We start from the raw sequence: 13,485 nt of genomic DNA, 5'->3' as shown, positions 1-13,485 counted from the left end.
TCTGACCCGGGACGAGGCGGACGTTGCGCCGAAATGCAGGATCTGCGTTCCAGCCCCTTCGAAAGCACGATTTTTCCTTTCTCCGCAGCATCCGGCAGATAACCTGTTTTACCCCTTTGGGCTGAACAGAAACGCCGTTCTTTCCTGTGTCCTGCGACAGGTTTTTTATGGCGAAACCCTGGTCCTGACCCTAGTCTTTTCCCGCGAAGAAGGGGAGAGAATTCATGTCCGACAACTGGGGCTTCGACACGGCCGCTATTCATGCGGGTACTGCGCCTGATCCCGCAACGGGCGCGCGGCAGGTGCCGATTTATCAGACCACGGCCTATGTCTTTAAGGATGCGGCCCATGCCGCGCGGCTTTTTGGTCTGCAAGAGGTTGGCTACATCTATTCCCGCCTGACCAATCCGACGGTCGCCGCGCTGCAGGCCCGCGTGGCCGAGCTTGAAGGCGGCGCGGGCGCCGTCTGCTGTTCGTCAGGCCATGCGGCCCAGATCATGGCGCTGTTTCCGCTGATGGGGCCGGGTCGCAATATCGTTGCTTCGACCCGGCTTTACGGTGGGACGATCACTCAGTTCAGCCAGACCATCAAACGCTTTGGCTGGGGGGTAAAGTTTGTCGATCTGGACGATCCCCAGGCGGTGCGGGCGGCGGTCGATGACGATACGCGCGCGATCTTTTGTGAATCGATCAGCAACCCGGGCGGTTATGTCACTGATATTCCTGCTGTGGCGCGGATCGCGGATGAGGTCGGCCTGCCGCTGATCGTGGACAACACGCTGGCGACGCCATGGCTGTGCAAGCCTATCGAACTGGGCGCGACTTTGGTCGTTCACAGCCTGACCAAATATATCACCGGCAATGGTACGGTAACCGGCGGCGTGATCGTTGATTCCGGCAGGTTCGACTGGTCCGCCTCGGGTAAATTCCCAAGCCTGTCCGAACCCGAGCCTGCCTATCACGGGCTGAAATTCCACGAAACCTTTGGTGCCCTTGCCTACACATTCCACGGAATCGCCATCGGGCTGCGCGATCTGGGCATGACCATGAACCCGCAGGCCGCCCATTACACGCTGATGGGGATCGAGACCCTTGGCCTGCGCATGGCCCGCCATGTCGAGAACGCCCAGAAAGTCGCGGAGTGGCTTGAAAACGACCCGCGCGTGACCTCGGTCACCTATGCGGGCCTTGCCTCATCGCCGTGGAACGAGACGGCGCGGCGCGTCTATCCCAAAGGGGCAGGGGCGCTTTTTACCTTCTCGATCAAGGGCGGCTATGACGCGGCGGTGAAACTGGTCGATAACCTCAAGCTGTTCAGCCATGTGGCGAACCTTGGGGATTCGCGTTCGCTGGTCATCCATTCAGCATCGACCACGCATAGCCAACTGACGGATGAGCAAAAGATCGCGGCGGGCGCGGGCCCCGATGTGGTGCGGCTTTCGATCGGGATCGAGGACGCGGCGGATATTATCGCCGATCTGGATCAGGCGCTGGCGGCAGCCACGGCCTGAGACAAGGAAAAAGGGCGGTGCCTTGCCGCGCCGCCCTTATGATTGTGATCAGTTCGCCGGGGCGTCTTCGGTCCCCGCCTCGGTTGCGGGGGCGTCGCCCGGCTCGTCGACTTCCGGCGCATCAGCCGGCAGCATGGCAAAGACTGCGGTGACATTCGTGCTGATCCCCAGCTCTCCGGCCTCGATCGGGGTGTCGGCCGCGGCGCTTTCCTGGACACGCATCGCCATCATCGGGCGCGGCCCGCTGCTGACTGCGGCATCCGAAAGCGACAGCAGGCCGCCCAGCCGCATGCCTGCCGCTTCGGCCATCACTTCGGCACGACGGCGTGCATCGGCGACGGCCTCGGTGCGGGCCTTGTCCTCGGCCTCGGTCATGTCCTCACGCGAAAAGACGATACCGCCGATCTCATTTGCGCCCGAGGTGACCAGCTTGTCGAGCACCGGTCCCAGACCCGCCACGTCGCGCACCCGCACCGAAACGGTGTTTTGCGCGGTATAGCCGGTCAGCTTCGGCGGTTTGCCCTGATCGGAATAATCCATGGTCGGCGACAGGTTCAGACCAGCGGTCTGGATATCGCGCGCCTCGATCCCCTCGGCCTTCAGCGTCTCGATCACTTTTTTCTGCTGTTCGGCATTTTGTGACATGGCTTCGGCGGCGGTGGCGGCGCGGGTGCTGACCCCGACCGAGACCGTGGCCATATCAGGCTGGGCGGTGGCATGACCGGTGCCGGTCACGGTCAGCTTGGCAAAAGGGGCGTGTTTCATGGCTTTCATGCTGTGATGTCCCATGGGCGCAGGGGGCGCAGGCACGTCGGGTTGCGCGGTTTGCGCAGCCAGCGGGCCTGCGGCCAGAACCATCAGCGCAGTTGCAGCGATGAGGGGGCGGAATTGGGACATGGTCATCTCTCCTTGACGCGGGCTGGGCGGACCCTTCCACGCGATTGCTGTCATGAGCCGCTATAACACCGGAAACACGCCGATGGATGCCTCACAATCAGGTGTTTGGCTTTTCACGGGTGGCGTTCTGCGTTAGTCCGGAACTATCAATCATGAATACGCGCCCCGGCGCCCGGAACCGCAAGGCAAAGCCTATAGATGTCGCTTGATTCCGCTCCTGAATACGCCCTCTCTTTCAGCGAGGACGCCGTGCATCTGCAACGGCGCGACCGGGTTTTGGAACATGGGGATGGCGCGGCGCCTGCGGGCTGGCGGCATCTTGGCTCGGTCGATTTCTCGGCACCTGACTTTCGCGATGATTTCGTGCGCCTGCGCAACATGGCGACCGGTTCGGACGAGGTACTGCCGGTTACCCTGATCATTCCCGACGACCAGATCCTTTATACCACCCTGACTGTCGCGCCCGGCGCAGATCGTGAACTGGCGGTGGGTCGGGCGCTGGACGGGCTGACCCCGTATAAGATCCAGGATCTGGCCTTTGACTGGGAAGGTGACGGCGACAGCGTGCGCGTGGCCGCCGTGGCTCGCCAGACCTTGCGTGAAGCCCGCGAATTCGCCGAGCAATACGGGTTTGAGGGGCAGGGGTTTTGCGCCACCCCTCCTGCCGATCTTTACCCCGGAGAGCCGGTCTTTGTGCTGGACCCCGTGCGGCGCCCCCGCCCCAGGATCGGCCTGACGCAAGCAGGCGTGACAGCAGGCGCGCTGCTTATCGACGATGAGGCGCAGAAGGAAACCACAGCGCAGGCAGCTCTGGACCTGCAAGACAGCCCGGATGAGCCGGCTGTGGAAAGCGGCCCTGACGAGGTTCCGGCTGCTGCTGATGAACAGGCCAAGATCTCCGGGGCAAGCCCCAAAGATGAGCCCGCGAGCGAGGCTGCGACAGAGGGTGAGGCTGCGACCTCAGTCGATGATGGCGCGGTAGAAGATCCTGCGTCCGCTGAGGCTGTGGAGGACAAAGAGGAACCCGCCGAGGAGGCCGATCCGGTTGCTGCTGAGGCACCCGTTGAGCCGCAGGCGGACGATGCTGCCGCTGAGGCTGAAGAGACCGTCTCTGCAGCAGACGCGAAACCTGCTTCTGATGCTGCCGAAGCACAAGGCGATGCAGCGTCCGAGGCCGCACCTGTTGAGACCGCTGCCGAAGTTCCCGCCACTGAAGCGGATGATGCCCCCGTTGCGTCCGATGAACCTGCGACGCCGCATGTCGCAGCAGAGGACCACCCTGCCGCGCCTGCGAATGCCGGGCTGAATCCGCGTGCCCGCGCGGTGCATGAGCGTGCTGCCGGTGCCCGTCAGGCGCGGAGCCTGGGCGGCGCGCCTGCTCAGCCGCGCCGCCCGGGTGAGCGTGGCGGCCTTGTCAGCCTGCTTGGTATGCTAGGGGCGCTGGTGGTCGGTCTGATCCTGATCTGGGCCTTCCTCGTGCCCGAAAAGGATGCGCCGCAGATCGCTGGGACCGTTCCGGAGCAGCAAACCGCGCCGCAAACCCCCGCCGAACCGGGAATCGCCCCGACCGGAGAGCAGCCTGCCGCGGTCCAGCCTGAGACCTCGGCCGGGCAAGTGGCAGTCAGTGAGTCTGCCGCGCCCCCGGTTTCGGCGCTGACCGAAGAGGAAAAGCGTCGTGTCATCGTCGCTGCCGCGGCGGTTGCCGCTGCGGTGGTGCCGCCTTCGGTCACGCCTGCCACCCCGTCCGCGCCGGTCGAAGAGCCGGTTACTGCCGAGCCTGCGCTGACCGCCACGGCTGATCCGCAGCCTGCCGAGCCTCAACCTGCCGAGACCCGACCCGCTGAAAACCGCGCTGCCGAGGCTCCGGCACCGACGCAGCCTCGGGCGCAAGCCCCGGCTCAGACCACTGCTCGGGCACCTGCTCCGGCGCAGCGGCCTTCCCGTGCCGTGGTGACGCAGCAAAAGCCCGCCCCGGCGGTAACGCAGCTGACCAGTTCGGCCCGTCCGCAGCTTGCCCCGCGCCGCGCCGCGCCGCAGACCACCACGCCGCGCGCCGATTCTGCTCCTCGTGTGCCTTCTGATCCGCTGCCTTATGAGGCGAGCCAGCGTAAGACTCAGCCGATCTCGGGTGCCCGTCCGCCTGAACGTGCGCGCCGCGCTGCGCCTGCGGCCTCGGGTGCGGCGGTCCAGCCGCCACCGGCGGCCACTGACAATAGCCGGGCGGCGACGCTGCGCGGTTCGGCCCGCCCGCCCTCGCGCCCCGAAGGCTCGACGTCCGAGGTTCTGGGTGCCGTCCAGGCCAATGATGAGCTGACCCCGGCTGAGCAACTGCATCTGCGCCTGCTGATTCAGGATCTGGGCCGCAGTGCGCTGGTCACGGGTCTGCCCGATCCGTCACCTGATGCGCGGCTGGCGCAGGTCCGCCCGCCGCATAAGCCGGGTGGGGCGTCTCCGGCCACAGCCAGCGATGCGGTCAGCCCTTCAGCCATTGATGCTGCAATCAGATCGGCGACCACGCCGCCACCGGACCGGCCCGAACGCGTCACGGCTGCCGCGCCCGCCCGGGATTCGGGCGGGCTTTTGCGTGGCTCACCGCGTCCGCCCGCACGTTCCGGTCGAGCTGCCATTCCCAGTCAGGCGGTTGAAGAGGCGATCTCGGCTGCGGTCGCCGCGTCCCCCGCAACTCCGGGTGGGGTGCAGCTTTCGGCGCTGGCGTCATCGCCGCTGCCGCCCCGGCGCGGAGATGCTCCTGTCGCCGCCGCAGCAGCAGCGGCGCCAGATGCCCCGGCTGCCGCGCCTGAGCCGCCCGCCGCTGCCGGACCCAGCGAGGCAGAGCTTGCCGCGCGCCGCAAGCTTGACGAGCAGCTTCAGGCGCAGGCCGAGGCGCGCATTCGTGCCCGTGCCGCCGCTGACGCCAAGGCCGAGGCCGAGGCCCGCGCCCAGGCCGAAGCCCGCGCCCGTGCGCAGGCCGAGGCCGAAGAACGCGCAGCCCGCGCCCGCCGTCAGGAATACAAGCCACCCGAGGTCGATAACGAGCCCGAGATTGCCGCCGCCGCCCTGTCCAAAAGCCCGACCTCGGCCAGTGTGGCCAAGGCTGCGACGCAACCGCGCGGCCTTAATGTAGGCCGGACGACGATCATTGGCATCATTGGCGCGGGCAAGGCCAGCCGCGCGCTGATCCGGCTGCGCAACGGCAAGGTGGTGACGGTCCGTATCGGCGACCGCATTGACGGCGGCACGATCAACTCGATCGGCGACGGCAGGCTGACCTATGTCAAGGCGGGCCGGGTTCACGAATTGCGCATGCTGGACGGGCGCTGATGGAGACATTCCTGCTGATCGCCACTGTCTATCTGATGACAATGGTGATCGCTGTGCCGCTGTCTGCGCGACTGGGGCTGGGCTCGGTTCTGGGCTATCTGATTGCGGGGATCGTCATCGGTCCGGTGCTCGGGCTTGCCGGGACGCCGGGCGAGATGGCCGATTTGCAGCATTTCGCCGAATTTGGCGTGGTAATGATGCTGTTCCTGATCGGGCTGGAGCTTGAGCCGCAGGCGCTGTGGCAGATGCGCAAGCGCCTGCTGGGCCTTGCCAGCATGCAGATCGTCGGCACCGTGGTGCTATTGGCGCTGGTTGGCATGGCGCTGGGGCAGGACTGGCATGTTTCGGTCACGCTGGGGATGATCCTGGCGCTAAGCTCGACCGCCATCGTCCTGCAGACGCTGTCGGAAAAATCGCTGATGCATACACCGGGCGGGCGCGGGGCCTTTGCGGTGCTGCTGACCCAGGACATTGCCGTCATTCCGATGCTGGCGCTGATGCCGCTGCTGGCGACCCGTGCCCCCCTGCCGCAGGCCGAAGAGCATATTGGTGAGGCTTTCATGCATGCGCTGCCCGGCTGGGCGGCCGCCTTGGTCACGCTTGGCGCGGTAGGGGCGGTGGTGCTGATCGGCCAGTATCTGATCCGGCCCCTGTTTCGCTGGGTTTATACCGCACGCCTGAATGAGCTCGACACTGCGATGGCGCTGCTGATCGTTGTCGGCATCGCCTCGTTGATGGAGTTCGTCGGCCTTTCGCCCGCGCTTGGCACCTTTCTGGCCGGGGTGATGCTGGCAGGCTCTGAGTTCCGCCATGAGCTTGAGGGCCAGATCGCGCCCTTCAAGGGCCTGCTGCTTGGGCTGTTCTTTATTACCGTCGGGGCAGGGATGAATTTTCGCCTGCTGTCCGAATATCCGGTGACAGTGATCGGGATCACGGTGACGGTCATCGCCATCAAGGCGCTGATCCTGCATCTGATCGCGCGGCTGACAGGTATTCGCGGGCGTGACCGGATGCTGTTTACCCTGTCGCTTGCGCAGGCGGGCGAGTTCGGCTTTGTGCTGATTTCCTATGCCGTGTCGCTGGCCATTCTGCCCCGGCTGGTGGCGCAGGGGTTTCTGCTTGTCATTGCGTTGTCGATGCTGGCGACGCCGCTGCTGTTCATCCTGTCGGATTTCATCTCGCGCCGTATCGCCGAGGAAAGGGCCAGCGATATCGCGGATGAGATTTCAGAGCAGCAGCCGATCATCATTGCCGGGGTGGGGCGCTTTGGTCAGGTGCTGAACCGCTTGGTGACGATGTCGGGGTACAAGACGACCGTGCTTGATCACGATCTTGAGGTGATCCAGCTTATGCGGCGTTTCGGTTTCAAAGGCTATTTCGGCGATCCGACCCGGCCCGAGATTCTGATGGCTGCCGGTCTTGACAAGGCGCGGGTGCTGGTCGCGGCGCTGGACGACCCCGAGGCGAACCTGCGTCTGATCCGCTATGCCCGTGAAAAGCGCCCCGATATCGTCATCATCGCCCGGGCGCGGGACCGGATCGACGTTTTTCGTCTCTATGCTGCCAGGGCCGATCATATCGTGCGGGAAACCTTTGACAGCTCGCTGCGCGCGGGACGCTATGTGCTCGAAAATATGGGGCTGTCCCCCTATGAGGCGTCCGAGCTTGAGCGCATCTTTTATCGCATGGACCGTGCGCATCTGCGTGAACTGGCCGAGGTGTGGAAGCCCGGCGTTCCGGTGGATGAGAACCCGGAATATATAGCGCTGAGCCGCGACCTGAACCGCCACCTTGAAAACGCTCTGATGGAGCGGTTTGCCCATGGTCCCAGCGCGGCCCCCATCGTTGCCGATCAGGATGAGGCGCCCGAACATGGCCTGACCCGTCCGGGCCGCCCCGGTGGGCGCTAGGCAGCTGCGATCCGCGCGCAACTCTTGCGAGCCGCGCGCCAAGCGCCTAGAAGGCAGGGCAACCTTGCCAAGGGAAATGCCATGCTTGACCATCTGACCTATACCGCCCCGGAACCCAAAGTCATTCAGGGGGCGAAACAGGACTGGGAACTGGTCATCGGGCTTGAGGTTCACGCTCAGGTCGCGTCGAATGCCAAGCTGTTCTCGGGTGCCTCGACCGGTTTTGGGGCCGAACCGAACAGCCATGTCGCATTCGTCGATGCCGCCATGCCGGGCATGCTGCCGGTGATCAACGAATTCTGCGTTGCGCAAGCGGTCAAGACCGGGCTGGGGCTCAGGGCCCGGATCAATCTGGTCTCGGCCTTTGACCGCAAGAACTATTTCTATCCTGACCTGCCACAGGGCTATCAGATCAGCCAGCTTTATCACCCCATTGTGGGCGAAGGCGAAGTGATCGTGGACATGGCCCCGGGCGTCGCCCGCCGTGTCCGGATCGAGCGGATCCACCTTGAACAGGATGCCGGCAAGTCGATCCACGACATGGATCCCAACATGTCCTTCGTGGATCTGAACCGCACCGGCGTGGCGCTGATGGAGATCGTCAGCCGCCCCGATATCCGCGGCCCTGAAGAAGCTGCCGCCTATGTCGCCAAGCTGCGCCAGATCATGCGCTATCTTGGCACCTGTGACGGCAACATGCAGAACGGTAACCTGCGTGCCGACGTGAACGTCTCGGTCTGCCAGCCCGGTGCCTATGAGCGCTATCAGGAAACGGGCGATCACAGCCATCTTGGCACCCGCTGCGAGATCAAGAACATGAACTCGCTGCGCTTTATCCAGCAGGCCATCGAATATGAGGCCCGCCGGCAGATCGCCATTCTCGAAGATGGTGGCAAGATCGAGCAAGAGACCCGGCTTTATGACCCTGACCGGGGCGAGACCCGTTCGATGCGCTCGAAAGAAGAGGCGCATGACTACCGCTATTTCCCCGATCCCGACCTGCTGCCGCTTGAGATCGAGCAGGAGTGGGTGGATGGCATTGCGGCCTCGATGCCTGAACTGCCGGATGAGAAAAAGGTGCGTTTCGTCACTGAACTCGGCCTGTCGGAATATGACGCCGGCGTGCTGACTGCCGAGGTCGAGAACGCCAATTTCTTTGAGCAGGTCGCTGCTGGCCGCGATGGCAAACAGGCGGCAAACTGGGTCATCAACGAGCTGTTCGGCCGCCTGAACAAAGAGGGGCTGACGGTCGAGAATTCTCCGGTTTCGGCAGCGCAGCTCGGCGGGGTGATCGACCTGATCGCCAAGGGCGACATCTCGGGCAAGATCGCCAAGGACCTGTTTGAGATACTGTGGACCGAAGGAGGCGACCCCGCCGCAATCGTGGAAGAGCGCGGCATGAAGCAGGTTACCGATCTGGGCGCGATCGAAAAGGCGGTTGATGAGATCATCGCCGCAAACCCGGCGCAGGTGGAAAAGGCCAAGGCCAACCCCAAACTGGCTGGCTGGTTCGTTGGTCAGGTGCTGAAAGCGACCGGCGGCAAGGCCAACCCGGCTGCTGTGAACGAACTGGTCGCCAGGAAGCTGAGCTGAAGCCCGGCTTTCCCCTGATCAGTCAGCCGCCCTCGTGCCGGGGGCGGTTTTTTTCATGCGGGGCCTTTGATCGGCCTCACGCGCTCGTGCAGGGCGGGCTAGGGGTGCTGCTGCGCGAGGTGCTTCCCTTGACGTTTCATCTCGCCTAACCTGCGCGACAAAGGAAAGGCAGACGCATGACCAGCTATGAATACACCGTCATCCCTGCACCCGCGCGCGGCGAAAAGGCCAGGGGTGCCCGCAGTGGGATCGAACGCTTTGCCGCCACGCTCAGCGATGTGCTGAACGAGATGGGCCGTGATGGCTGGGAATATGTCCGCGCCGAGACCTTGCCGGCAGAAGAGCGTTCGGGTCTGACAAGCCGGACCACCGTCTATCACAACCTGCTGGTTTTTCGTAGAGCGCTGGCCGTTTCGACCCGACAAGAGGTGCCGCTGGCCGAGCCTGTCGCGCCGCCGGTTGCCGCACCGGTCGCGGAACCTGCCGAAGCACAGCCGCAAACCCAGGCTCAGCCCGAGGATGAGGCTGCGGCCCAGCCGCGTGGGCCGTTCAGCCAACCGATGCGCGCTGCGCCGAAACCCGCCGCGCCTCTGACCGCACCGGTTGCGCCGAACGCCCGGAGCCGGGTGTCCGAACCGCCGCTGACCGCACCCCAGGCGCCCGCCCCGACCGGGCCGCGTCTTGGCCCGGCCAGCCGTTAATCGTCACATATCGTGCGAGGCGGGGCGCCTACCAATGCGGTGGGCGCTGATCTGCCAGCGGAACGGTGCCCGCCTCGGCCTCTCGTTCGGCCTCTCGCTCCATCAACATGCCGACATGGCGCCCAAGGCGGGTGATCTCACCCTCTTGCCGGGCGACAATGGCCGACAGATCTTCGACGGTACGCGTCAGATAGGCCACGGCCTCTTCCAGCCGTTCAATCCGGTCCTGCGTCTGCTTGTCCATCCATCCTCCATCCGTTAGACCCGCCCATGGAAAAGCCCGAGGCAAACCATGGCGAAAGATCTGAAGAAACAGCCCCGCCCCAAGGCCGAGACGCCCAAGGGGTTCCGTGACTATTTCGGTGCGGATGTGACCGAGCGCAAGCAGATGCTCGACCGCATCGCCGAGATCTATCATCGCCACGGCTTTGAGCCGCTTGAAACCAGTGCGGTGGAAACCGTCGAGGCGCTGGGAAAGTTCCTTCCCGACGTGGACCGCCCCAATGCCGGCGTCTTTGCCTGGCAAGAAGCCGAGGTGCCAGGCGGTGGTCCGGGCGATTGGCTGGCGCTGCGCTATGACCTGACCGCGCCTTTGGCACGGGTCGCGGCACAGTTCCGTAACGATCTGCCTTCGCCTTATCGCCGTTATGCGATGGGGCCGGTCTGGCGCAACGAAAAGCCCGGTCCAGGCCGCTTTCGCCAGTTCTATCAATGCGACGCTGATACGGTCGGTTCGGCCTCGGTCGCGGCGGATGCCGAGATCTGCGCCATGCTGGCTGCGGCACTGGAGCATGCCGGGATCCGGCGCGGCGACTACCTGATCCGCATCAACAACCGCAAGGTGCTGAACGGCATTCTTGAGGCTATGGGCGTGACCGAGGGACAGGCTGCCGATGCTGTCCTGCGTACCATCGACAAGTTCGACAAGATTGGAGAAGAGGGCGTCCGCCAGCTTTTGACGACGGGGCGCAAGGATGACAGCGGTGCGTTTATCGAGGGTGTGGGGCTGACAGCCGAACAGGCTGCGCCGGTACTGGCCTTCCTGACCTCGAAGGGCGCGGACAATACCCAGACACTGGCCAATCTGCGCGCCGCTGTCGGCACCTCTGCCATTGGGGCCGAGGGCGTTGATGAGCTGGAACAGATCGCTGCGATGCTGGCCGCCATGGGGGTTGGTGAGGATTGTGCCGTCATCGACCCTTCGATCGTGCGCGGGCTTGGCTATTACACCGGCCCGGTATTCGAGGCCGAGCTGACCTTTGAGATCCTTGATGAAAAGGGTCGCAAGCGTCAATTCGGCTCGGTCGCGGGCGGCGGGCGCTATGATGGGCTGGTCGAGCGTTTTACCGGGCAGAAGGTCCCGGCGACTGGCGTGTCGATCGGTGTGGATCGGCTGCTTGCTGCGTTGCGCGCCAAGGGGCTGATGGGCGGCTCCGATCAGGGCCCGGTAGTCGTTACCGTCATGGACCGCGACCGTATGGCGGAATATCAGGCCATGGCCGCTGAATTGCGCGCCGCCGGCATCCGGGCCGAGGTCTATCTTGGCAATCCCAAGAACTTTGGCAACCAGTTGAAATATGCTGACAAGCGCAACGCGCCCGTCGCCATCATCCAGGGTACGGACGAGGCCCAGCGGGGCGTCGTGCTGGTCAAGGACCTGATCCTTGGGGCCAGGATCGCAGCCGAGGCCAGCCATGAGGAATGGAAGGCCCAGCCGGCCCAGACCGAGGTGCCCCGCGACCAGCTTGTCGCGGAAGTGCGGCGTATCCTCGGATGAGCAAGCGCGAGAAACAGGCCATCGGCCAGCAGATCCTTGCCGCCTTTCGCGCTGCGGGGGCGCAGGAGGTCGCGCCCGACATCCTGCTTGAGGCCGAGACGCTTCTTGACCTTTATGGCGAGGACATTCGCGCCCGCGCCTATGTCACCCAGGACCCGATCCGGGGTGAGATGATGTTGCGCCCCGATTTCACCGTGCCGGTGGTGCAGATGCATATGGCAAACGGTGCCGAGCCGGCCCGCTATTGCTATCTGGGCGAGGTTTTCCGCAAACAGGACCACGGCGAAACCCGGCCCGAACATCCGCGCGACAATGAATATCTGCAGGCGGGGTTTGAGCTTTTCGCACGCGACCCGGATGCTGATGCCGAGGTCTTTGCGCTTTTTCACGACATCCTTGCGCCACTGCGTTTGCAGGCGACCATGGGCGATATGGACCTGCTGATGGATGCGGTGCGCGCCCTGCCGCTGTCGGGCGCGCGGCGCGCGGCGCTGCTGCATCATATCTGGCGGCCACGGCGTTTTGCCCGGCTGCTTGCGCGTTTTGCCGCGCCGGCCGAATCGCGCGAGTTTCCCGACAACCCCGCGCCCTGGACGGGCTTGCGTTCGGCCGATGAGATGCAGGCCCGCATTGACCGGTTGCGCAGCGATGTTGCCGAGGCGCCTTTGTCCGCGCAATGGGTTACGCGGCTTGAACGGCTTTTCGCTATCTCTGCACCTGCGCCCGAGGCGCTGCGCCAACTGCGCATCCTCAGTGCCGAAATCCCCGATATCGCCGAGGCCGTGGACCGGCTTGAGCGTAACCTGACTGCGCTGTCGGCCCGAGGCATCGACGTTGGCGCGATCCGGTTCGATGCAAGCCATGGTCGGCATACGATGGAATATTACGACGGCATGACCTTCAGCTTTGCCGCTTTGGGACGCGAGGACTGGCCTCCGGTCGCCTCGGGCGGGCGTTATGACGCGCTGGCGGCGGTGCTGGGGCAGGCGCGGGGTCGCTCGATTCCTGCTGTCGGGGGCATCATCCGCCCGGGCCTTGTCCATGAACTGGGAGGCTTGTCATGATCCGGCTGGGCGTGCCGTCCAAGGGGCGGCTGATGGAGCAGACCTTTGACTGGTTCGCCGCCCGTGGCGTGCGCCTGTCGCGCGCGGGCTCGGAGCGTGAATATGCGGGCCGGGTTGAGGGCGCTGCGAATGTGGCGCTGGTGTTGCTGTCGGCGGGTGAGATCCCGCGTGAATTGCAGGCGGGCCGCATCCATCTGGGTGTGACCGGCATTGATCTGATTCGGGAAAAGCTGGCCGGTTGGCGCAGCCATGTCGAAGAACTGGCCCCGATGGGCTTTGGCCATGCCGACCTGATCCTTGCCGTTCCCGCCTGCTGGAGCGATTGCGAAACGTTGGACGATTTCGCTGCCATTGCCCGCGATTTCCGGGCGGAACACGGCTTTCGCCTGCGTATCGCCACCAAATATCACAGGCTGGTGCGTGCCTGGTTGTCAGCCGAAGAAGTCGCAGATTATCAGCTGGTTGACAGTCAGGGCGCGACTGAAGGGACGGTTGCGAACCTGACGGCCGAGGCGATTGCCGATATCACATCCTCGGGCGAGACGCTGCGTGCCAACCACCTCAAGGTCATTGGCGAACCTGTCTTGCAGTCGCAGGCGACGCTGCTGCGTTCCGTTGCTGCCGGGGATGAGGGTGAGGTAAGGGATTTCGCGGCCCTGCTGGGGATTTAGAAACCCAAGGCGTTCTGGCGCGTTAGGTTTGTCGCACGAA

General features: G+C 64.5%; 10 protein-coding genes. 8 read left to right on the top strand and 2 right to left on the bottom strand.

Going from position 1 to position 13,485, the window contains the following annotated elements; all coding sequences use genetic code 11:
- Positions 1–224: 224 nt before the first annotated feature.
- Positions 225–1,511, top strand: a complete 1,287-nt coding sequence (locus tag F8A10_RS07400; protein WP_010392616.1) for an O-acetylhomoserine aminocarboxypropyltransferase/cysteine synthase family protein — start codon at positions 225–227, stop codon at positions 1,509–1,511.
- 48 nt (positions 1,512–1,559) lie between these two features.
- Here F8A10_RS07400 and F8A10_RS07395 read toward each other — a convergent pair whose 3' ends face one another.
- The gene (locus F8A10_RS07395; protein WP_040601652.1) at positions 1,560–2,408 is read right to left on the bottom strand and encodes an SIMPL domain-containing protein; all 849 of its coding nucleotides are present in this window, start codon (positions 2,406–2,408) and stop codon (positions 1,560–1,562) included.
- A gap of 198 nt (positions 2,409–2,606) precedes the next feature.
- Here F8A10_RS07395 and F8A10_RS07390 point away from each other — a divergent pair, with 198 nt between their 5' ends.
- The 4 genes from F8A10_RS07390 (at position 2,607) to F8A10_RS07375 (ending at position 9,933) form a co-directional block, all read left to right on the top strand.
- Positions 2,607–5,729, top strand: coding sequence for a hypothetical protein (locus F8A10_RS07390; RefSeq protein ID WP_152367000.1), 3,123 nt, complete (start codon positions 2,607–2,609; stop codon positions 5,727–5,729).
- Positions 5,729–7,639 (top strand): monovalent cation:proton antiporter-2 (CPA2) family protein, encoded by a 1,911-nt coding sequence (locus tag F8A10_RS07385; protein ID WP_010392611.1) that lies wholly within the window; start codon positions 5,729–5,731, stop codon positions 7,637–7,639. Before F8A10_RS07390 ends, F8A10_RS07385 begins: the two co-directional genes overlap by 1 nt.
- Positions 7,640–7,720: 81 nt before the next feature.
- Positions 7,721–9,232, top strand: coding sequence for an Asp-tRNA(Asn)/Glu-tRNA(Gln) amidotransferase subunit GatB (gene gatB / locus F8A10_RS07380; RefSeq protein WP_085501127.1), 1,512 nt, complete (start codon positions 7,721–7,723; stop codon positions 9,230–9,232).
- 176 nt (positions 9,233–9,408) lie between these two features.
- Positions 9,409–9,933, top strand: a complete 525-nt coding sequence (locus F8A10_RS07375; protein ID WP_010392608.1) for a DUF4177 domain-containing protein — start codon at positions 9,409–9,411, stop codon at positions 9,931–9,933.
- A gap of 28 nt (positions 9,934–9,961) precedes the next feature.
- On the opposite strand, the gene F8A10_RS07370 is transcribed toward F8A10_RS07375, so the two are convergent.
- The gene (locus tag F8A10_RS07370) at positions 9,962–10,177 is read right to left on the bottom strand and encodes a SlyX family protein (protein WP_010392606.1); all 216 of its coding nucleotides are present in this window, start codon (positions 10,175–10,177) and stop codon (positions 9,962–9,964) included.
- A 48-nt stretch (positions 10,178–10,225) separates the two neighbouring features.
- Here F8A10_RS07370 and hisS point away from each other — a divergent pair, with 48 nt between their 5' ends.
- Genes hisS through hisG form a run of 3 tightly spaced genes read left to right on the top strand, consistent with a single transcriptional unit; the run spans position 10,226 to position 13,445 of the window.
- Positions 10,226–11,710, top strand: a complete 1,485-nt coding sequence (gene hisS / locus F8A10_RS07365; protein ID WP_152366999.1) for a histidine--tRNA ligase — start codon at positions 10,226–10,228, stop codon at positions 11,708–11,710.
- On the top strand, positions 11,707–12,774 hold the full coding sequence (locus F8A10_RS07360) for an ATP phosphoribosyltransferase regulatory subunit (RefSeq protein WP_152366998.1): 1,068 nt from the start codon (positions 11,707–11,709) through the stop codon (positions 12,772–12,774). The genes hisS and F8A10_RS07360 overlap by 4 nt, the downstream gene beginning before the upstream one ends.
- Positions 12,771–13,445 (top strand): ATP phosphoribosyltransferase, encoded by a 675-nt coding sequence (gene hisG, locus F8A10_RS07355; protein WP_152366997.1) that lies wholly within the window; start codon positions 12,771–12,773, stop codon positions 13,443–13,445. Before F8A10_RS07360 ends, hisG begins: the two co-directional genes overlap by 4 nt.
- The last annotated feature ends 40 nt before the right edge of the window (positions 13,446–13,485 follow it).

Origin of the sequence: Paracoccus kondratievae, assembly GCF_009301415.1 — a bacterium.
Lineage (GTDB): Bacteria > Pseudomonadota > Alphaproteobacteria > Rhodobacterales > Rhodobacteraceae > Paracoccus > Paracoccus kondratievae.
This window is presented reverse-complemented; position numbering and strand designations above follow the sequence as displayed.